Source organism: Nocardia sp. NPDC050630, assembly GCF_044457245.1.
Lineage (GTDB): Bacteria > Actinomycetota > Actinomycetes > Mycobacteriales > Mycobacteriaceae > Nocardia.
This window is the reverse complement of record NZ_JBITGN010000001.1, coordinates 778375-798446: the sequence shown is the minus strand read 5'-3', so window position 1 is coordinate 798446 and position 20072 is coordinate 778375. Positions and strand designations below refer to the sequence as shown.

Sequence of the window (20072 nt, the reverse complement as noted above, 5' to 3'; positions counted from 1 at the left end):
CTATGGGTGCGCATCGGCACCCGCATAATCACCCTGGCTCGACGCGACCTACGGAGTGTCTACCGCGACCAGGTGTGTGGTGGTGTCCTGGCCGATCATGAACTCCGCGACGGCGCGTTCGCGCAGTTGATCCTGGGCGGTCAGCCGCACCTGATGCTGGTGCATATGCTCCGACCACGAACGCACCACGAATGCCTCCACATAGCGGTCGACCACCCCGACGTCGCGATACAGCCGCCATTCCATCGCGCCGGTGCGCTGCATGGACCGTCCGACGAACACCATCGCGGACAGGAATTCGTCGACCTTCTCCGGCGGGACATCGTAGGTGCGCAGCACCAGCACAGGTCCGTCCTCGGGATCCGGTTCGACCACGAGTTGCGGTTCCGGCCAGAAGACGCTCGGGCTCAGATCCATCTCCTCCGCATTGTGGCGGATCGGCAGCCAGACCGAACTCAGCGCGGAACCCGCCAACAGCACCGCGGCCGCAAGCAGTGCGGCCACTGGCCCCACCGCGCCAGCGACCAGACCCCACACGAGCGAACCGAGTGCCTGGCCACCCATGAACACCAGCATGTAGACCGATAGTCCGCGCGCCCGCACCCACGCGGGCAGCAGCAATTGCATGGTCGCGTTCATCGTCGACATCGCGAGCAGCCCAGGCGAATCCGGCTCCGACCAACAGCACCAGCACCACCGGCACGCTGTGCAGCAACGCCGTACCCGCCGAGGCTATGCCGAACAGGATCGCGGCCGCGGTCAAGCGTTGTGTTGGTGTGAGCAGGGCGCGAATCCGCCCCAAGCCGACCGCGCCCGTCACCGCGCCGAGCCCGAGCGCGCCGAGCAGCAGTCCGTAGCCGGACGAGGACAAACCCAACTCGTCACGGGCGATGACCGGGAGCAGCGCCCACACCGCGCTGGCCGGGGCGATGAACAGAATCGAGCGCAACAGCACCCGCCGGATCGCGGGCGCGGCACGAATGAACCGGGTCCCCGCCTGCAGCGCGGCCAGCGGACGTTCACTGGGCAGCTTCGATTCCTTCGTCGGTCTGCGCCAGCTGAGCAGCACCGCGACAATGCCGACGAACGAGACCGCATTCAGCGCGAACACCAGCGTCGGCCCCGACACCGAAACCAGCACACCCGCGATGGCCGGACCTACCGCGCGCCCGATATTGATATTCATACTGCCCAGCGCCGCGGCAGACGGAATCTCTTCGCGCGCAACGAGTTCCGGTTGAATAGCCTGCCAAGACGGCCCCGTCAACGCCTGCCCGCACCCGAGTAGGAACAGCAACGTCAACAGCACCCCTGGCGTGGTGTGCCCGGTCGCCGTCGATATCGCGAGCACCGCCGCCAATACCGCCATCGCCGACTGCGCCCCCACCAACAACCTGCGCCGATCCAATAGATCCGCAAGGACCCCCGACGGAATCGACAACAGCATCACCGGCAATGTCGTCGCCGTCTGCACGAACGCCACCAATGTCGCGGCATTGGGCGCATCGACCAGAATCCACTGCGCCCCAACGGTTTGCATCCAGGTACCCAGATTCGAAACCAGCTGCGCGATCCAGAGCGCCCGATAGATTCGCGACCGTAACGGCGCCCAGGTGGATAACGGTGTCGTCGCATCGGCAGTGGTCACGGGCCCGAGCATAGCTACGGGTCGAAATACGTGCCGTTCGCAATTTCCCTCAGTGGTGCGGAGCTGATGGCCGAGGCGTGGTTCGGGTCGGTGCGGTGGCAGGCCGGGGCGGCTGGTAGTCGACCAGCCGGATCGGCTGCCGCAGGTCGACCATGGTGACGACTTCGCGCGCCGCTCGACCGAATAACACCGCCCGAGCCGTGATAGATATCGGTCTCGTCATCGCGAAACCTCCCTGAGGTGTAGCTGCGGTTCACCCACGCTCAGCCGAACCCGAACGGCCGGAACAGCGGGGCGCGTGAACTCGCGAATATGAAGAGTCGGCTTCAGGTCCCCGGCCACCTGCACGCGAACCAGCGGCAGACGCGGATCGCTACGGCCCGCGCGCGACGGATCGCCCGCCTGCTTACGCCGTCGGCGCAGTACGAACGTCGCCACACCGAGGGCGAGAAGGAACACGCCAATTCCCAACACTTCCCCGACGTGGTTCACCCGCCGCGGATCATCCGCCGTTGGCCCTGCGGTCGGCGTGTCGGATGCTTCCACAACTGCTTGTGTGGTGGTCGTCGTGATCGGCTTGGTGGAGGTCGTGGTGGTCGACCCGGACCGAGGGGCGATCGTGATCTGCCGGACCGCGGATTCTTTCTCGCCGCACGCGGCGCTGATCGTCTGCGGTCCGGTTGCGGCCTGATTGGACACGTCGATCGAGGTTTCGAACGACCCCTGGGAGACGGTCACGTTTTTCGGCGAACCGGACCAGCTCGGAGTAATCCGGACCTCGATACAGCGCCAGTAATCGCCGCTAACTGTGAACCGTGTGCCGCGTTCCGCACGAGCTGGCACACCGTTGAAAGTGGGGTCGGGACGCTTACAAGTCTCCCCCACCGCTGTGGGAGTTGTAGTGCACGCACCCGCCTGTCCTGTGGTTGGCGTAGGCGTGGTCGACGCAGACGTGGTCGTGGCATATGTGGTCGGGGCATATGTGGTCGGGGCATATGTGGTCGGCGTAGGCTCCGACACCGCGATCGGTACCGACACCGCGCCCACCACCGCCGCCGCGGCCACCGCGACAAGAAACGCTCGCGCCTCACTTCTCATAACTGCCTCTTTCGAAAACGCGGATCGCCGAGCATCGATCCGTGCCTCGGAATCAAGTCTGTGCCCACCCCGATGCACCGACATGAGTAACCGACTACCTGTTTCGACGGACGCACCCGCCGGAACGGCCAGCTGATTTGCGCGGTTTCCAGCGGCGACGCCCGTACCATCGGCTACATGTCGGCTATAGCGGTGCGCGTCGGAAGCCTGCTGGCCATCGCGGCCAGTCTGATGGCCGGATGTTCGAATGACGACAAGAATGAGGAGAAACCGGCAGTCTCACCGATGGGGCGTACCTTTATCTCGACCGGGGTCGAGGGGCGGCAGATTCCTGGCGGCGGACCGATGACTCTCACCTTCGCCGATGGCAGGATCTCGGCGAACTCCGGCTGTAATACGGCCGATGGCACGGTGGATCTGACCGATGGGATCCTGCATGTCGGAACGCTCGCGAGCACATTGCTGGCATGTCCGGACGAACGTAGTCAGGCCGATAGTTGGCAGGACACCGTGTTGACCTCACTGCCCAAATGGCGGCTCGACGATTCGACACTGACGCTGACCGGGAAGGAAACCACGGTCATTTTGCTGGACAAAAAGATCGCCCAGCCAAATAAACCGCTCACCGGCACGACATGGATCGTCTCCGCCTTGATGACGCCCAATGCACAAATCCGTTCGCAGACGCTGGACGATGTGAAGCCCACCCTCAACATTGCGGCCGACGGTGGGGTCTCCGGGAGCGCCGGATGCAATCGCATGACCGGTCACGCCACGGCATCCCCGACCGCCAACGGTCCGGACGTCACGTTCCGGATCGGCACCACGAAGATGGCGTGCGCACCGGAGATCATGGAGGTCGAGCAGGCGGTGCTGAAGGCACTCGACGGCAAGACGTCCGCAACCATCGACGCGGAAACGCTGATCCTGCGCAATACCAACGGCTTCGGCCTGACGCTGCGCGCGGCATAGCCATGAACCAAAACGCCTCGCGCACACCGGATCTGCGCCACCCGGACCGCAAGCGCACCTGGCATGTGGAGATCGGTCCATGGCCGGATCTTCCGTCCGCCCACATCGAGAAGCTGCCCGCACCGCCGTCACCGGTAACCCTCGTGCGCTACGCGGAGCTATACACTGCCGCCGGGCGCACCCGCCGCACGGAAGACGGCGGCTGGGATATGGATACCGTCGCCGCATTAATAGCGGCGCGAGACGAATTCCTCGACACCATCTTCACTTTGGGATTCATCGACCCGGATGGCGCGCTCCTGGCCGAATGTTCGGTCGGCATTTGCGGTACCAAGGCCAGGCTGTACATCGTGCACGCCACCAAGCAACCCGCCGAACTCGCCCACCTCCTGCGCGGCACCCTGTACCGGTTACATGTGCACTATCCGGACGTGCGGACCGCCGAGATCTCGACGGATCCGCACGACGAGCCACTCGAGCTGGCACTCACCGCCAGCGGCTTCATCGTGAATCACCTCTGATTCCGATTACTTCCGCGTCAGGATCACTCGGTCCGCAATCCGCTCCGCCTCCCCGGGCGGCGCGAAGTAGAGCTCCATGGTCACCCGATCCGCCGACTCCAGTTCGATCACCGTCCGCATCGGAATCGTCTTGCCGACGAACTGCGGACCGAGCACACCCGGATCGGTGAACTCCCCGAACACCTCGATGTCCACAGCGCCGCCGCTGCCCTTGGCGCCCTTGTAGGTCATCATCATTGGCGTCACGCTGTCCACCGTCGACCATTCGTAGCGGTCGTCGGTCGGCGAATAACCGAGCGTGCCGAGTCGGTAGTACGGTTTGCCGCCGAAGGTCCCCTCGGCCTCCTCCTGCATGAAGTTATTGCCCGTCTTGCCGATCCAGTGCCAGCGCGAGGTGATATCGCTCTTGATCGGATTATCCGCGGTACCGCCCGCGATGAAGGTCGATTTCGCGCCGTTCCATTCGCCCACCAGCTGATTCAGCTTCTGGTGCCCAGCATCCTGGTTGGTGGGAGCCACCTCGGAGCTCGATACGATTCCCACCGGCGAGGCGGAGCCGTCGGAGCATCCGGTCCCGAACGCGGTGCACGCCATGAGCGCAACCGTGACCAGTGCGCGCGCCTTAGTTGATCTCACGTGAAAGTCCTTGTCGGCCAATTGGATCTTCAGATGACAGCATCGCATCCCCGGCACCGGTACGCCTCGCCCCGAGCGGGAAGTCCCCAACGCAAATCAGCCCGGTAGCACACGATCAGGCGTGCTACCGGGCTGGTTTCAACATTCCTACCCGTTAGGGCAGCGGACCACCCGCGGCAATCGCGGACAGCGTGGCGAATTCGTCGCCCTTGAGCGACGCACCGCCGACAAGCGCGCCATCGATATCGGTCTGCGCGACCAACTCGCCGACATTCTTGGCATTCACCGAACCGCCGTAGAGCACCCGCACACCCGCCGCGACCTCGGCGGAGGCCAGTTCGACAAGTTCCGCGCGAATCGCACCACAGACTTCCTGCGCGTCGGCGGGGGTGGCGACCTTACCGGTTCCGATGGCCCAGACCGGCTCGTAGGCGATGACGATCTTCGAAATCTCTTCGGCCGTCAGGCCTTTGAGCGAACCACGCAGCTGTTCGAGGTTGTACTCGACGTGGGTCTTCGCCTCGCGGACATTGAGACCCTCGCCGATGCACACGATCGGGGTGATCCCGTACTTCAGCGCCTGCTTGGTCTTGGCCAGCACGATGGCGTCGTCCTCGGAGTGGTACTGCCGCCGCTCCGAGTGGCCGACGACCGCGAAGGTGCAGCCCAACTTGGACAGCATCGCGGCGCTGATCTCACCGGTATACGCGCCCTCATCATGCGTCGAAACATCCTGCGCACCATAGGTGAGCAGCAGCTTGTCGCCCTCGACGAGAGTCTGCACGCTGCGAATATCGGTGAACGGCGGAATCACCGCGACGTCGACCTTGGCGAAGTACTTCTCCGGCAGCGCGAAGGCGATCTTCTGCACCAGGGCGATGGCCTCGAGGTGATTGAGGTTCATCTTCCAATTGCCCGCGATGAGCGGTTTGCGTGCCATGGTTCAGTCCTCCAATACCGCGATACCGGGCAGTTCCTTGCCTTCGAGGTATTCCAGGGATGCGCCGCCACCGGTGGAGATGTGCGAGAAACCGTCCTCGGGCAGTCCGAGCGCGCGCACGGCCGCGGCCGAATCGCCACCGCCGACAACGGTGAAGGCACCCTTGCCCGTCGCGGTCACGATCGCCTCGGCGACACCTCGGGTACCAGCGGCGAAGTTCTCGAACTCGAATACGCCCATCGGGCCGTTCCAGAACACCGTCTTGGCCTCGGTGAGCAGTGCCGCGAACCGGTCCACCGACTCGGGACCGACATCGAGTCCGAGCCAACCATCGGGAATCTCGTGGGCTGGAACCACCTTCGAGTCCGCGTCGGCCGCGAATTTATTCGCGACGACGATATCGCGTGGCAGGTGAATGACGTCCGCGTAACGCTCCAGCAGCCCCTTGCAGGTCTCGATCATCTCCTCCTGCAGCAGCGAGGCGCCCACCGAAAGGCCCTGTGCGGCAAGGAAGGTGAAGCACATGCCGCCGCCGATCACCAGGGTGTCGACCGTCGGGGCCAGTGCCTCGATGACGGCCAGTTTGTCGGAGACCTTGGATCCACCGAGCACGACCGCGTACGGGCGCTGCGAGTTCTCGGTCAGCTTGGCAAGCACCTCGACCTCGGCGGCAACCAGCGTGCCCGCGTAATGCGGCAGCAGCTTGGCCACATCGTAGACCGAGGCCTGCTTGCGGTGCACCACGCCGAAGCCGTCGGAAACGAAGGCACCGTCGTCGCCGACCAGCTCGACCAGCGCCGCCGCCAGCTTGGCCCGCTCGGCATCGTCCTTGCTGGTCTCGCGCGCATCGAAGCGGACGTTCTCCAACAGCAGCACATCGCCGTCGGTCAGACCCTCCGAGCGCGACAGCGCGTCGTAACCGACGACGTCACCGGCCAGCTGGACATTGCGGCCCAGCAGCTCGGCCAGCTTCACCGCGACCGGGGCGAGCGAGAACTTCGGATCCGGCTCACCCTTCGGCCGGCCCAGATGCGTCGTGACGACCACCTTGGCGCCGGCTTCGACCAACGCCCGCAGCGTCGGTACCGAGGCGATGATGCGGCCCGGGTCGGTGATCTCGCCGTTTTCGTCGAGAGGGACGTTCAGGTCGGAGCGCACGAGCACGCCCCGACCCTCGACACCCTCGTTCAGCAGGTCCCGCAGTGTTGCGACCGCCATGTCAGAGCGACTTGCCGACGAGGCCGATGAGGTCGGCCAGGCGGTTGGAGTAGCCCCACTCGTTGTCGTACCAGGAGTACACCTTCACCTGGTCGTCGATGACCTTGGTCAGCGGCGCGTCGAAGATCGACGAGTGCGGGTCGGTGACGATATCGCTGGACACGATCGGGTCCACGCTGTACTTCAGGATGCCCTTCAGCGGGCCCTCGGCGGCGGCCTTGAAGGCGGCGTTGATCTCCTCGACCGTGGCCTTCTTGGCCAGGTCCGCGGTCAGGTCGGTGATCGAACCGGTGGGGATCGGGACGCGCAGCGAGTAGCCGTCCAGCTTGCCGTTCAGTTCGGGCAGCACCAGACCGATAGCCTTCGCGGCGCCGGTGCTGGTCGGCACGATGTTCAGCGCGGCGGCGCGAGCACGGCGCAGATCCTTGTGCGGGCCGTCCTGCAGGTTCTGGTCCTGGGTGTAGGCGTGGATGGTGGTCATCAGACCCTTGACGATGCCGAACTCGTCGTTGAGCACCTTCGCCAGCGGACCGAGGCAGTTGGTGGTGCACGAGGCGTTGGAGATGATGTTCTGGCTGCCGTCGTATTTGTCGTCGTTGACGCCCATCACGACGGTCAGGTCCTCACCCTTGGCGGGCGCGGAGATGATGACCTTCTTGGCGCCCGCGGCGATGTGCCCCTTCGCCTTGGTCGCGTCGGTGAAGATGCCGGTGGATTCGACGACCACGTCGACGCCGAGGTCGCCCCACGGCAGGGCGGCCGGGCCCTCCTTGATGGCCAGCGCCTTGATCCGCTGGTCGCCGACCACGATGGTGTCGTCGCCGTCGAGCGACACGTCCTGCGGCAAGCGGCCCAGGATCGAGTCGTACTTGAGCAGAGTGGCCAGCGTCGCGTTGTCGGTGAGGTCGTTGACCGCGACGATCTCGATGTCGGTGGTGCCGAGCGCCTTCTGCGCCTCCACCGCCCGGAAGAAGTTACGTCCGATACGGCCGAAGCCGTTGATGCCAACCCGGACAGTCACGTTATCGCTCCTCAGCTTTCAAGCGGATTCATTCCGATGCCATAACCACAGTAGTGCCCGAGCTGTGTTCGATTTGCAGCGCCTCCGGCGCTGCGTGTTCGCGGCCCCCCCGGTGTCTCGGGTCCGAGCCGTCGAGACTCGCGCCTACGGCGCATGCGCTTCGACGGCTCGGACCCGAGACGGGCCGCGAACGTCGCTCATAAGACTCGCTCCGTTGTGGTCGACCAGGCCGGAACAGGCTCGTCGTGCAGCGAGTTCATGGTTGTCGGATAACTCTGCGGTGGTGGCCCCGAACTACCGGGCTCATCGCACCGCCAAGTGAATACCACCGATATGCGTCTCGAGACGCATCGACATGTAGCGTCCGATCGAATCGGATCGCCGCCCAGTGGGGCGGCGATCCGACTCACGCTTCGTCGAGCAGTTCGGCGGTGACGGCCGATTCGGTATCGGGTACCCCCAACTCCTTTGCCCGGCGGTCCGCCATGGACAGCAGCCGTCGAATGCGACCCGCCACAGCGTCTTTCGTCATCGGCGGATCGGCGAGCTGGCCGAGTTCCTCCAGGGAAGCCTGTCGGTGCTGTACCCGCAGCTTGCCAGCCGCGGCCAAATGGTCGGGCACCTCGTCGCCCAGAATGTCCAGTGCGCGTTCGACTCTCGCGGCAGCGGCGACCGCGGCGCGGGCCGAGCGGCGCAGATTCGCATCATCGAAATTTGCCAGGCGGTTCGCGGTGGCCCGCACCTCGCGGCGCAGCCTGCGCTCCTCCCAGACGATCCGGGTGTCCTGGGCACCCATCCGGGTCAGCAGCGCGCCGATCGCCTCGCCATCACGCACTACCACCCGATCGGTGCCGCGCACCTCACGCGCCTTGGCGGTGATGCCGAGCCGCCGAGCCGCACCGACGAGCGCCAGCGCGGCCTCCGGACCGGGGCAGCTGACCTCGAGCGCCGAGGAGCGACCCGGTTCGGTGAGCGAGCCGTGTGCGAGAAAAGCTCCGCGCCAGGCGGCTTCGGCATCGCCGATGCTGCCGCCGACCACTTGGGCGGGTAGACCGCGCACCGGACGCCCGCGCACATCGAGCAGACCGGTCTGTCTGGCCAGCGCCTCACCCTCCTTGGACACCCGCACCACATAGCGCGAGGTCTTGCGCAGACCGCCCGCGCCGAGCACGTGCACATCGGAGCCATAGCCGTACAGCTCGAAGATCTCCCGCCGTAGCCGGCGCGCGATGGAGCCCATATCCACCTCGGCCTCGACGATCACCCGCCCGCCGACGATGTGCAGGCCGCCCGCAAACCGCAGCAGCGCAGACAGTTCCGCCTTGCGAGAACTCACCTGCGAGACTGTGAGCCTGCTCAGCTCGTCCTTCACTTCGGCTGTCATCGCCACGAGACGCGCTCCTTTCCACCCAACCCGGAACGCACATCCTGACCCATGTGCCGTCCCTCGACTCGAAGCCCTGCCATATGTGGCCGAGGTTGCCGGATCAGCTGATCCAGTGCGGCGGCAAGCTTTCCGGGGTGATGCCGGTCGGTTCCCGCTTCGGCGACATCGGAGAAGGTTACTCGTGCCCGCAATTGTTCGGCAGCCCTGGCCACATGTTCTCTTTCGCGACCCTCCGGCACCGACCCGGAATCGACCAGTACCTCATCGACCACGAATTCCGGTGCGTGCTGGGACAATACATGGAGATGGCGTTCCGCGGAGAAACCTGCCGTTTCTCCCGGCTCCGCGGCCAGATTCAGCACCAGGACTTTGCGCGCTCTGGTATACACCAGTGCGTCACGCAATTCGGGCACCAGCACATGCGGAATGACGCTGGTGAACCAGGAACCGGGGCCCAGCACAACGACATCGGCGTGTTCGATGGCCGAGGTGGCCTCCGGACTGGCGGGCGGATCGGACGGAATCAGCCGCACGCGCCGCACCTTACCCGGTGTCGTCGCGATGGCGACCTGGCCGCGGATGCACCGGCTCACGCGTGGATCTGCTTCCAGCCCAGCAACATCCGCCTCGATGTCGAGCGCGATGGGCGACATCGGCAGCACCCGACCGGTGATACGCAACATCTTGGCGACCTCGTCGAGCGCGGCGACCGGATCGCCGAGCACCTCGGTCAGCCCCGCGAGGATCAGATTGCCGACCGAATGGCCGGCGAGCGCGCCGGTGCCACCGAAGCGATGCTGCACTGTGCGCGTCCACACATCGTCACCGTCGGCGGCCAGCGCCGCGAGGGCCATGCGCAGATCGCCAGGCGGTGGCACACCGAGTTCGGCGCGCAGTCTGCCGGATGATCCGCCGTCGTCGGCGACGGTCACCACCGCGCTGATCTTTCTGGTCAGCCGCCGCACCGCGGTGAGTGTCGCGTACAGACCATGCCCGCCACCGAGCGCAACTATGGCGGGATCCGATTCCCACCCCGTCATTCGCGCCCCAGATCCCGGTGCACGACCCGTACCACATCGGCCCCGGCAGATTTCTCCGCATGCGGTGAATCGAACACCGCGGAGCCGATCAGTTCGCCGAGCGCCTCGGCTATCGCAACGCTGCGGTGTTTGCCTCCGGTGCAGCCCACTGCCACCGTCATGTATCGCTTCCCCTCTTGGCGGTAACCATTCGTCGTCAGGTCGACCAGGTGGTGGCAGGTGCTCAAGTAATCGGCCGCGCCCGGACGCGACAATACATACTCGCTGACCACGGTCTCCTGTCCCGAATGTTCCCGAAGTTCCGGTATCCAATGCGGATTGGGTAGAAAACGCACATCCAACACCATGTCCGCATCGAGGGGAACCCCGTACTTGAATCCGAACGACTGCACCGTCAGCTGCAGTGCCGTCGGCGCACCGCCGCCGTAGGCCTCCTCCAACTTGCGGTGTAGCTGGTGGATCGAGAGTTCGGTCGTGTCGATTACCAGGTCAGCCGCCGTTTTCACGGCGGCCAGCCGTATCCGTTCGGCCGCGATGCCCGCCGAGAGCGTACCGTCGGCGCTTTCGCTCTGCAGCGGATGGCGTCGGCGCGCGAAGCCGAAGCGCCGGATCAGCACGTCATCGGAGGCCTCCAGGAACAGGATCCTGGTCGGCACGCCCGTGGACCGCAGCTGATCGGTGACCGCCGAGAGGTCGCCGGTGAAGAAGCGGCTGCGCACATCCATGACCAGCGCGAGGCGGCGAATCGGCGGTTCGGCGGAGGCGCCGAGTTCCACCATCCGGCCGATCAGCTCCGGCGGCAAGTTATCAGTGACATACCAACCCAGATCCTCGAGTACGCGGGCCGCGGTGCCGCGACCCGCACCCGATAGGCCGGTCACGATGACCACCTCGACCTTTGGCGGTGGGTTGCCGTCGCCGCGTTCGACAGATGCGCCGAGGGTGCCCGCCGGGCCGGGCCGCCCAGCGGTCGACCGCGGGTTGCCCGCACTGTTGTTCGATTCGACGCGTGTCATGTCCTACCGGATCTGTGTCAGGGTGCCTGTCGATCATCCCGCACCGGTTCCGGTATCGGGCGCAGACACACAACGTAGGTGGCTTATTCCTCCCGCAATGCGGCCAAAACGGCCTTCGCGGTCGCCACACCGATGCCGGGCACCTCGGTTATCTGCTCGACGGTGGCTTCCTTCAGTTTGGCAACCGACCCGAAATGGGTGACGAGCGCGGTCCGGCGGGACTCACCGAGGCCGCGCACCGAGTCCAATGCGGATGCGGTCATCCTGCGGGAGCGTTTGCTGCGGTGGAAGGTGATGGCGAAGCGGTGCGCCTCGTCGCGCACCCGTTGCAGCAGATATAGCGACTCACTATTGCGCGGCATGATCACCGGGTCGCTCTCCCCCGGCACCCACACCTCCTCCAGCCGTTTGGCCAGCCCGATCACCGCGACATCGGTGATGCCGAGTTCGTCGAGGACCTCAGCGGCGGCAGCCACCTGAGGTGCGCCCCCGTCGACCACATAGAGATTGGGCGGGTAGGCGAATTTCCGCGGACGCCCGGTGCGTGGGTCGATGCCGGGGAGTGACGTGAGTTCGAGCTCGTCGTCGGCGTGTCCGTTCTCCGGACCGGATGCCAGCTCCTCGGCGGCCAGTTCATCGCGTTCACGGCGCAGGCGATAGAACCGCCGCCTGGTGACCTCCGCGATGCTGCCGACATCGTCGGAGCGGCCTTCGCCCGCGGCCTCCTTGATCGCGTAGTGGCGATACTCGGACTTGCGCGGCAGTCCGTCCTCGAACACCACAAGCGAAGCAACCACATCGGTGCCCTGCACGTGGCTTATATCCACACACTCGATTCGTAGCGGGGCGCTGTCCAGCTCGAGTGCGTCTTGAATATCTTGCAGTGCAGCGGATCTCGAGGTCAGATCGCCGGCGCGCTTGAGTTTGTGCTGGGCCAGCGCCTCCATCGCATTGCGCTGCACGGTTTCGGCGAGCGCCTTCTTGTCACCGCGCTGCGGCACCCGCAGCCGCACCGCGGAGCCGCGCAGTGCGCTCAGCCATTCCTGTACCTGTTCGGCGTCGGCGGGCAGTTCCGGTACCAGCACCTCCCGTGGCACCGCGGTGGCCGGTTGTTCGTCCTCGCCCTGTTCGGCCATTGCGGCCTGCTCACCGTAGAACTGGGTGAGGAACTGCTCGACCAGTGCGGCGACCTCGCCACCAGCCTCATGGCCGTCGATGGCGTCGCCGGATTTGTCGACCACCCAGCCGCGCTGGCCGCGCACCCGGCCGTCACGGACGTGGAAGATCTGGACCGCGACCTCCAATTCATCGATGGCGAAGGCGACCACATCGGCATCGGTACCGGTGCCGAGGACGACGGCCTGCTTCTCCAGCGCCCGCCGCAGCGCTTGGACATCATCACGCAACCGTGCCGCTGTTTCGAAGTCGAGGTCCTCGGCGGCGGCGTGCATCTTGCGCTCCAACTCGCGGACCATGCGATCGGTGCGCCCGGCCAGGAAGTCGCAGAAGTCCTCGACGATCCGGCGATGCTCGTCGGCATCCACGCGGCCGATGCACGGGGCCGAGCATTTGTCGATATAGCCGAGCAGACACGGTCGCCCGATCTGGTTGTGCCGCTTGAAAACTCCGTTGGAACAGGTGCGCGCGGGAAAGACCCGCAGCAGCAGATCGAGGGTCTCCCGAATGGCCCAGGCATGTGCGTACGGACCGAAGTAGCGCACGCCCTTCTTGCGCGCGCCGCGATAGACGAACAGCCGCGGGTACTCCTCGTTCAAGGTGACCGCCAGTACCGGGTACGACTTGTCGTCCCGATACCGCACGTTGAATCGCGGATCGAACTCCTTGATCCAGTTGTATTCCAGCTGAAGGGCTTCCACTTCGGTGGAGACCACGGTCCATTCGACGCTGGCCGCTGTGGTGACCATCTGTTTGGTCCGCGGATGCAGCGAAGCCACATCGGCGAAGTACGAATTCAACCTGCTGCGCAGGCTCTTCGCCTTGCCGACATAGATCACACGCCCGTACGCGTCCCGGAATTTGTAGACACCAGGTTCAACGGGAATCGTGCCCGGCTTCGGCCGGTAGGTCGCGGGATCTGCCACGGATCCAAGCCTATCGACCGGCTCCGACACATCCGCACGGGCGGCTCAGCCGAAGCGGCGGGCACCGGCGACGCTCGCCTCGCACGCGCCTGCTCGGCCGCGGACAGGGTCGCGCGACGGCGCATCAGGACGAACTCGAGGTCGCCGAAAACTGGAAGCCTCGGGTCGGCGAGGACATAGGCCGTCCGGGATCGCCGGGCGGGCGTTTGCCGACGACGAGGTCGAGTTCGCCGGTTCCATGCGGACCTATCGCGCTCAATGTGCGGAGTCGCAGTGTCGGCGCGTGAAGTTCCTCGCCGAACTCCGGAGCGATGCGTTCATTCTCGGCATCCTGGCCAGCATCGGGGCGGCGGCCGCGGTGTTGCCCGCGCGGGGTATGGCGGGCGACGCACTCGACTGGATCACCAAGGTCGCGATCGCTGTACTTTTCCTGTTGTACGGCGCTCGACGCGAGCCCCGTTCAACCCGCCCGGTCCGAAGCGTTCACCACTGCGCGCCGGTGACCGGGATGTCGAACCACGCCTTGGCCTCCGGTCGCCACAGCTGGTAGACGATCGTCGCCGACGCACCCAACACGAAGAGGACGACGACCAACCTGGCCAGATCCGGCACAGCCTCGACATGAATCCGCAGCACCGCGATGGACTGCAGCACGGCCGACACGACCGCGACACGGCGCACCCGCGGCCCACGACCGATAACGAGTACCGCGAGACCGAGCAGCCAACTGCAGCCGAATTGCATGGCCGCGGATCGTGCCGCCTCATCCCCTGCGATCAGACCCATGACGACCGGATAGGCGAGGCCGAAGCTCACGAGCCCCAATGCGGCCTCTCTGGCCTGGCGGACCGATTCGGGCAGGCCGACGGGACGCGCTGTCCGCACGGCCGACGATTCGAAATATGCCTCGGCTTCATCCATGGCCACTCCCCGTCGAGCTTACGCACCACGATGTGGTGGGCGTCACAGCAAGCTAATTCAGTTCGGGGGCATCGGCATTCAGGACCGGCAGAGTGTGTCACAGGTCACATAATGGACGCTAGGCCAGTTCATGCCGCCGCAACACCTCGAGCAGACCTTCGGCGCGCTCGACCGTCGGCAACGGATCAACCAGCGCGAAACCGCAGCCCGCCGCGACCGCGCCGCCATCGGCCACGGCACTGTCGCCGACCATGAGCGCCGATTCGGGACGCACGCCGAGTTGTTCCACTGCGGTCAGGAAAATCCGTGGATCCGGCTTCACCGCACCGACTTCGAACGACAGCGTGTGGGCGGCGACGAGCCGATCCCAATCATTGGCGGCGAATGCCGGGCGGATATCGAAGGCGATATTGCTCACTACCGCGACCGGGATACCCTGTGCCGCTAGCGTTTTCAGAACCGCACCGGTATCCGGGTACGGCGTCCACACCAGCGGATCGAGCATCCAGTCGTAGAGCCGCTCGACCAGCGCCGGTGTCGGCAGTCCGGCTTGGCGCAGCACCTCGCGATAGGCTGTGCGGTGCATTGCCGGATCAAGATCCCGCCGCTCCCAAGCCAGCTGGCCCTCGGCGTCGAAGACCGCGCCGTCACCGATCGGCCTCGTCATGCGATCCAGGATCGCGTCCTGCTGCGACCGGTTCAGGGGTTTGCCATCGGCCCCGACCAGATCGGCCCAGGTTTCATCGGGTTCCAGCCGGAAGAGCGTGCCGGAGAAGTCGAACAACACCGCCTCGATCGCCACCGTGCCAGGTTACCGACGTCCGGCTTCGAGCGGCGGCCCCATCGCTCATGCCTGCGGAAACCGTATTCGAATGGCTGCTCAATGCGGTTGCCAGCTAACCGTTTTCGCTGAACTCACCAGTGCTGGGCACCGGATTTCCCACGACGCTCGATGATCGGCGATACAGTGCCGTCCATGAGTGGCACGCGAGGAACCTGGGTCAGCGCCGCGGCGGCGCTCACGCTCATCGTCGGCGTTGTCAGCGGATGTTCATCCGATGACACTCCGGCGAATGCGGCGTGTAGTGCGACGCCGAACGGGACCCCGGTGGTCGCGACCGCAGCGGGTGCGGCCCCCGGGGCGACCAAGGATCTGAGCACCAATCCCGAGATCGCGACCGGCTATCGGTCCGATATGACGGCGGTACGTACCAAGACCTATGCGGTGTCGACGGCCAACCCACTCTCTACCAAGGCCGCTTGTGAGGTGCTCAGCAATGGCGGCACTGCCGCGGATGCGCTCATCGCGGCGCAGACGGTACTCGGGTTGGTCGAGCCGCAGGCCTCCGGCATCGGCGGTGGCTCATTCCTGCTCTATTACGATGCGGCCAGCAAGAGCGTAGAGGCGTACGACGGTCGGGAGATCGCCCCGGCGGCGGCGACGGAGAATTATCTGCGTTGGATCAGCGATACCGATCGGACCGAGCCGAAGCCGAGTGCCCGTGCGAGCGGACGCTCGATCGGCGTGCCCGGTGCCCTGCGCATGCTGGAGTTGGCGCATCGCGACCATGGCAAGACCGCATGGCGGGACTTGTTCGATCCGGCCATCGGACTGGCCGATCGCGGCTTCCCGATCAGTCCGCGGCTGGCGGGGCAGATCGCCGAATCCGCTAAGGATCTCGCTGTGGATGAGTCCGCGAAGGCCTACTTCCTCAACCCGGACGGCACGCCGAAACGGGCCGACACCGTACTGACCAACCCGGCAATGTCCAAGACCTTGAACGCCATTGCCACCGATGGCGCCAATGCCTTCTATACCGGCGCGATCGCCCATGACATCGTGGACGCGGCCGGGTCCACGGCGGGAGGACGCACCCCGAGCCTGATCACCGCCAATGATCTCGCCGGATATCAGGCCAAGAAGCGGACCGCGCTCTGCACGACCTACCGCACGCACGAGATCTGCGGCATGCCCAGCCCGTCCTCGGGCGGCATCACCGTCGCGGCCACCCTCGGTATCTTGGAGAACTTCGACCTGTCCGCGCTGAAGCCGAACAACATCGACCGCAACGGCGGCAAACCAACGGCTGAAGCGGTGCATCTGATCTCAGAGGCCGAGCGGCTCGCCTACGCCGACCGGAACAAGTACGTCGCCGATACCGATTTCATTCCGCTGCCGGGCAATTCGCCGCAGACGCTGCTCAACAAGGACTATCTGAAGCAGCGCGCCGGTCTCATCGATCCCGGCCACAGCATGGGCACCGCGCAGCCCGGCGATTTCGGACCGGTTCCAGTCGGTATCGGGCCGCAGCCGCCCGAGCACGGCACCAGCCATATCTCGGTAGTCGATAAATACGGCAATGCCGCCTCGATGACCACAACGGTGGAATCGGCCTTCGGATCATTCCATCTAGTCGACGGATTCGTGCTGAACAACCAGCTCACCGATTTTTCCGCCGACCCGCTCGGCACCGATGGCGCCCCCGTCGCCAATCGGGTGCAGCCGGGTAAGCGGCCGCGCAGCTCGATGAGCCCGACTCTGGTCTTCGACCACAATGCCGATGGCTCCCGCGGCGATCTGACTCAGGTCGCGGGCTCTCCCGGGGGTTCGGTGATCATCCAGTTCGTCGTGAAAGCCCTGATCGGCGTCCTGGATTGGGGCCTGGACCCACAACAGGCGGTCTCCGCGGTCGCGTTCGGCGCCGGAAATAGTCCGGCAACCGGCGTTGGCGGCGAACACCCCGCCATCAACGCCACCGATAACGGCGACCACGACCCATTGGTCGTCCGCCTACGCCAACTCGGCCACCAGGTCTCGGTCGCCCCGCAATCCAGCGGCCTCAGTGCGTTGCAACGTGACGACAGCGACGGGTGGATCGGTGGCGCGGACCCCCGGCGCGAAGGCGCCGTCCTGGGCGACACCCGCTGACGTGCGGCTGCTCTATCCGATCAGCGGCATCGGATAGAGCACCGGGCCGTCATCGAGCACCAGGTCGCCTTGCCGTTCGAATCCGCACGCTCGTAGAACGGCACATTCGATAGTTCGATCGCCACCAGGAAACACGGGTCCGTGGCACCGGATAGATGGCTCTCGATAGACGCCGACACGATACCCATGCGCCGCGCGTCGAGTCGGGTTCCGATGGCCGCAGAGACAGATGCGGAATGGGGCCGAACACCATCGATCCGCTTTACGGCCGGTAACGCCGGCCGCAGCCGGTACGCCGACTAGTCCTGTGCGGCAGTATATTTCGCGCCAAGCGCGCGCAGCTTGTCCAGGGACTCGACGGCGCGTTGCTTGTCGTTGGATCGGATTGCCATGAGCGGCACGTAGTCGTCGTCGACGAGTTCGAGCCGGGCCCAGGACTTTCGGTCCGGGAAGGAGACGCCGCGGATGTACTCCCAGGGAAATTCGGTATCACCCAGGATGTTCCGTACCGAGATGCCGCGCTTGCCGACACGGACACGCGGGCGGGTCAGCAGGAGCACTGCCGCCGCACCGAGTACGCCGATGCCGAACATCGCGAACTGATCCGCGAGCCGAAAGTTCACGCCCGTCGAACCGTGGCGCAAGAGGATGCCGCCCGCGGTGAAACCGGCGACGAGCAGCACCGCCACGGCCCACGCGGTGCGCACCGCGCGATACGGACGCACCTCGAGCTCCCACTCGCCGGATTCCGATTGGCCGGCCGAGGCGGGACCTCTGCGCCAGATACGGACGACCGGCATGATTACGCGGACTGCCGCAGGGCGCGCAGGGTGAGCGCGGCGTCGAGCGCCGCCGCGGCGGCCTGTTCGCCCTTGTTCTCGGCGGAACCAGGCAGTCCGGCCCGATCCAGCGCCTGCTCTTCGTTATTGGTGGTGAGCACACCGTTCGCGACAGGCGTGCCCGCGTCGAGCGAGACCCGGGTCAGACCGGCGGTCACCGCATCGCAGACGTATTCGAAATGCGGTGTGCCACCGCGGATCACCACGCCGAGCGCGACTACCGCGTCGTGCGAGTTGGCCAATTCCTGAGCGACCACCGGCAGTTCCATCGCACCCGCACAGCGCACCACGGTGATGTGCTCGACTCCCGCGTCCTTGGCCACCTTCTCCGCATTCGCGACCAACGTGTCGCAGATCTGGGTGTGCCAACGCGAGGCGACGATGCCGAGCTTCAGATCCTTCGCATCCGACAGCTCGAAGCTGGGTACGCCAGTGCCACTCATCGGTATCCTTTCCAGGCTGCGTCGATGTGAGAAATCACTGCGCGGTCTCGCCGAGATCGAGTTCGTCGAGTCCGATCAGGTCGTGGCCCATCCGATCCCGCTTGGTGCGCAGGTACCGCAGATTTTCGGCGTTGGCGCGCAACGGCATCGGCACCCGCTCGGTGATCTTCAGCCCGTAGCCATCCAGTCCGACGCGCTTGGCCGGATTATTGGTGAGCAGGCGCATGGACCGAATCCCGAGATCCACCAGGATCTGCGCACCGGTGCCGTAGTCGCGGGCGTCGGCGGGCAGGCCGAGCTCCAGATTCGCATCGACGGTGTCGTGACCCGAATCCTGCAGTTGGTAGGCCTGCAGCTTGTGCATCAGACCGATGCCGCGCCCCTCGTGTCCGCGCATGTAGAGCACCACACCGCGACCCTCCTGGGCCACCATCTCCAGTGCCGCGTCCAACTGCGGACCGCAATCGCAGCGCAGCGAACCGAAGACGTCCCCGGTGAGGCATTCCGAATGCACCCGCACCAGCACATCGTCGCCGTCATCGATATCGCCGCGCACCAGCGCGACATGTTCGACATCGTCGTAGATGCTCTGATAGCCGACGGCCTTGAATTCGCCGTGTGCCGTGGGGATCCTGGCCTCGGCGACCCGAATGACCTGCTTCTCGTGCTTGCGCCGCCAAGCGATCATCTCCGCGATGGAGATCAGCGCCAGGTTGTGCTCATCGGCGAAGACGCGCAGTTCCTCGGTGCGGGCCATGTGGCCCTCATCCTTCTGGCTCACGATCTCGCAGATGACACCGGCGGGCTGCAATCCGGCCATTCGCGCCAGATCGACCGCGGCCTCGGTGTGGCCGGGGCGACGCAGCACGCCACCCTCCTTGGCGCGCAACGGAACCACGTGACCGGGACGGGTCAGATCGTCGGCCTTCGCATTCGGGTCCGCGAGTAGTCGCATGGTAGTGGCACGGTCGGCGCCGGAGATGCCGGTGGTGATGCCCTCCCTGGCATCGACCGACACGGTGTAGGCGGTGCCGTGCTTGTCCTGGTTCTGCGCGTACATCGGCGGCAGGCCGAGCCGATCGCAGTCCTCGCCCGTGAGCGGCACACAGATATAACCCGAGGTGTAGCGAATCATGAAGGCGACCAGCTCGGGCGTCGCCTTTTCCGCCGCGAAGATGAGGTCGCCCTCGTTCTCACGGTCCTCGTCGTCGACGACGACGACCGCCTTACCGGCAGCGATATCGGCGACTGCGCGCTCGATGGTGTCGAACCTGGTCACGTCTGTTGTGCTCCATCTCGAAATAGGTGCCCCATTACAGTAGTCGACGGGTTGAGGCGAAC

At 65.5% G+C, this 20072-nt stretch carries 17 protein-coding genes and 2 pseudogenes; 4 read left to right on the top strand and 15 right to left on the bottom strand.

Translation table 11 applies throughout. From position 1 onward, the window contains the following. Nucleotides 1-48: 48 nt before the first annotated feature. Together ACIBG0_RS03550 and ACIBG0_RS03545 are read right to left on the bottom strand one after the other, a co-directional pair. Nucleotides 49-1660, bottom strand: a pseudogene (locus ACIBG0_RS03550) (MFS transporter). Nucleotides 1661-1867: 207 nt separating this feature from the next. Next, the gene (locus tag ACIBG0_RS03545) at nucleotides 1868-2746 is read right to left on the bottom strand and encodes a hypothetical protein (RefSeq protein WP_397028830.1); all 879 of its coding nucleotides are present in this window, start codon (nucleotides 2744-2746) and stop codon (nucleotides 1868-1870) included. Between the two features lie 177 nt (nucleotides 2747-2923). Here ACIBG0_RS03545 and ACIBG0_RS03540 point away from each other — a divergent pair, with 177 nt between their 5' ends. Further along, nucleotides 2924-3718 carry an META domain-containing protein gene (locus tag ACIBG0_RS03540; protein WP_397028828.1) on the top strand — a complete coding sequence of 265 codons (795 nt, stop codon included), beginning with the start codon at nucleotides 2924-2926 and terminating at the stop codon, nucleotides 3716-3718. 2 nt (nucleotides 3719-3720) lie between these two features. Further along, nucleotides 3721-4239: a hypothetical protein gene (locus tag ACIBG0_RS03535; protein WP_397028826.1), complete on the top strand. Its 519-nt coding sequence runs from the start codon at nucleotides 3721-3723 to the stop codon at nucleotides 4237-4239. Between the two features lie 6 nt (nucleotides 4240-4245). Here the strand turns inward: ACIBG0_RS03535 and ACIBG0_RS03530 are convergent, their stop codons facing one another. From ACIBG0_RS03530 to uvrC, 8 genes are all read right to left on the bottom strand, one after another. Then, nucleotides 4246-4875, bottom strand: a complete 630-nt coding sequence (locus ACIBG0_RS03530) for a DUF1579 family protein (RefSeq protein WP_397028825.1) — start codon at nucleotides 4873-4875, stop codon at nucleotides 4246-4248. Between the two features lie 154 nt (nucleotides 4876-5029). Beyond that, the gene (gene tpiA, locus ACIBG0_RS03525) at nucleotides 5030-5815 is read right to left on the bottom strand and encodes a triose-phosphate isomerase (protein ID WP_397028823.1); all 786 of its coding nucleotides are present in this window, start codon (nucleotides 5813-5815) and stop codon (nucleotides 5030-5032) included. Nucleotides 5816-5818: 3 nt separating this feature from the next. Then, nucleotides 5819-7033, bottom strand: coding sequence for a phosphoglycerate kinase (locus ACIBG0_RS03520; RefSeq protein ID WP_397028822.1), 1215 nt, complete (start codon nucleotides 7031-7033; stop codon nucleotides 5819-5821). Nucleotide 7034: 1 nt separating this feature from the next. Next, entirely contained in the window at nucleotides 7035-8054 is a 1020-nt protein-coding gene (gene gap, locus ACIBG0_RS03515) for a type I glyceraldehyde-3-phosphate dehydrogenase (protein WP_397028820.1), read from the bottom strand. A gap of 406 nt (nucleotides 8055-8460) precedes the next feature. Continuing rightward, nucleotides 8461-9444: a DNA-binding protein WhiA gene (gene whiA / locus ACIBG0_RS03510; protein WP_364340266.1), complete on the bottom strand. Its 984-nt coding sequence runs from the start codon at nucleotides 9442-9444 to the stop codon at nucleotides 8461-8463. After that, nucleotides 9435-10481 carry a uridine diphosphate-N-acetylglucosamine-binding protein YvcK gene (yvcK, locus tag ACIBG0_RS03505; RefSeq protein WP_397028818.1) on the bottom strand — a complete coding sequence of 349 codons (1047 nt, stop codon included), beginning with the start codon at nucleotides 10479-10481 and terminating at the stop codon, nucleotides 9435-9437. Before yvcK ends, whiA begins: the two co-directional genes overlap by 10 nt. Further along, nucleotides 10478-11497 carry an RNase adapter RapZ gene (rapZ, locus tag ACIBG0_RS03500; protein ID WP_397028816.1) on the bottom strand — a complete coding sequence of 340 codons (1020 nt, stop codon included), beginning with the start codon at nucleotides 11495-11497 and terminating at the stop codon, nucleotides 10478-10480. The genes yvcK and rapZ overlap by 4 nt, the downstream gene beginning before the upstream one ends. An 83-nt stretch (nucleotides 11498-11580) precedes the next feature. After that, a complete protein-coding gene (gene uvrC / locus ACIBG0_RS03495; RefSeq protein ID WP_397028814.1) occupies nucleotides 11581-13599 on the bottom strand; it encodes an excinuclease ABC subunit UvrC in 2019 nt (672 codons plus the stop codon). Nucleotides 13600-13837: 238 nt separating this feature from the next. Here uvrC and ACIBG0_RS03490 point away from each other — a divergent pair. Continuing rightward, nucleotides 13838-14059: pseudogene (locus ACIBG0_RS03490) on the top strand (hypothetical protein); the annotation flags it as partial. A 23-nt stretch (nucleotides 14060-14082) separates the two neighbouring features. Here the strand turns inward: ACIBG0_RS03490 and ACIBG0_RS03485 are convergent. Beyond that, complete coding sequence (locus ACIBG0_RS03485) at nucleotides 14083-14520, bottom strand: hypothetical protein (protein WP_397028813.1); 438 nt, start codon at nucleotides 14518-14520, stop codon at nucleotides 14083-14085. A gap of 118 nt (nucleotides 14521-14638) precedes the next feature. After that, nucleotides 14639-15322, bottom strand: a complete 684-nt coding sequence (locus ACIBG0_RS03480; protein ID WP_397028811.1) for an HAD family hydrolase — start codon at nucleotides 15320-15322, stop codon at nucleotides 14639-14641. 174 nt (nucleotides 15323-15496) lie between these two features. On the opposite strand from ACIBG0_RS03480, the gene ACIBG0_RS03475 reads away from it, so the two are divergent. Continuing rightward, a complete protein-coding gene (locus tag ACIBG0_RS03475) occupies nucleotides 15497-17449 on the top strand; it encodes a gamma-glutamyltransferase family protein (RefSeq protein WP_397028809.1) in 1953 nt (650 codons plus the stop codon). A 299-nt stretch (nucleotides 17450-17748) separates the two neighbouring features. Here the strand turns inward: ACIBG0_RS03475 and ACIBG0_RS03470 are convergent, their stop codons facing one another. From ACIBG0_RS03470 to ACIBG0_RS03460, 3 genes are read right to left on the bottom strand one after another with little or no spacing between them, the layout of a single operon-like run. Beyond that, complete coding sequence (locus ACIBG0_RS03470) at nucleotides 17749-18249, bottom strand: PH domain-containing protein (protein ID WP_397028807.1); 501 nt, start codon at nucleotides 18247-18249, stop codon at nucleotides 17749-17751. Between the two features lie 2 nt (nucleotides 18250-18251). Next, the gene (gene ribH, locus ACIBG0_RS03465; RefSeq protein ID WP_397028806.1) at nucleotides 18252-18731 is read right to left on the bottom strand and encodes a 6,7-dimethyl-8-ribityllumazine synthase; all 480 of its coding nucleotides are present in this window, start codon (nucleotides 18729-18731) and stop codon (nucleotides 18252-18254) included. A gap of 34 nt (nucleotides 18732-18765) precedes the next feature. Beyond that, a complete protein-coding gene (locus ACIBG0_RS03460) occupies nucleotides 18766-20010 on the bottom strand; it encodes a bifunctional 3,4-dihydroxy-2-butanone-4-phosphate synthase/GTP cyclohydrolase II (protein WP_040692104.1) in 1245 nt (414 codons plus the stop codon). Between the last annotated feature and the right edge of the window lie 62 nt (nucleotides 20011-20072).

Bases quoted from the DNA above. Each gene is read 5' to 3' on its own strand.
- yvcK (WP_397028818.1), bottom strand. From the start codon at position 10,481: ATGACGGGGTGGGAATCGGATCCCGCCATAGTTGCGCTCGGTGGCGGG.
- ACIBG0_RS03475 (WP_397028809.1), top strand. From the start codon at position 15,497: ATGAGTGGCACGCGAGGAACCTGGGTCAGCGCCGCGGCGGCGCTCACG.
- ACIBG0_RS03535 (WP_397028826.1), top strand. From the start codon at position 3,721: ATGAACCAAAACGCCTCGCGCACACCGGATCTGCGCCACCCGGACCGC.
- ACIBG0_RS03540 (WP_397028828.1), top strand. From the start codon at position 2,924: ATGTCGGCTATAGCGGTGCGCGTCGGAAGCCTGCTGGCCATCGCGGCC.
- ribH (WP_397028806.1), bottom strand. From the start codon at position 18,731: ATGAGTGGCACTGGCGTACCCAGCTTCGAGCTGTCGGATGCGAAGGAT.
- ACIBG0_RS03485 (WP_397028813.1), bottom strand. From the start codon at position 14,520: ATGGATGAAGCCGAGGCATATTTCGAATCGTCGGCCGTGCGGACAGCG.
- rapZ (WP_397028816.1), bottom strand. From the start codon at position 11,497: ATGACACGCGTCGAATCGAACAACAGTGCGGGCAACCCGCGGTCGACC.
- ACIBG0_RS03545 (WP_397028830.1), bottom strand. From the start codon at position 2,746: ATGAGAAGTGAGGCGCGAGCGTTTCTTGTCGCGGTGGCCGCGGCGGCG.
- tpiA (WP_397028823.1), bottom strand. From the start codon at position 5,815: ATGGCACGCAAACCGCTCATCGCGGGCAATTGGAAGATGAACCTCAAT.
- ACIBG0_RS03520 (WP_397028822.1), bottom strand. From the start codon at position 7,033: ATGGCGGTCGCAACACTGCGGGACCTGCTGAACGAGGGTGTCGAGGGT.
- ACIBG0_RS03470 (WP_397028807.1), bottom strand. From the start codon at position 18,249: ATGCCGGTCGTCCGTATCTGGCGCAGAGGTCCCGCCTCGGCCGGCCAA.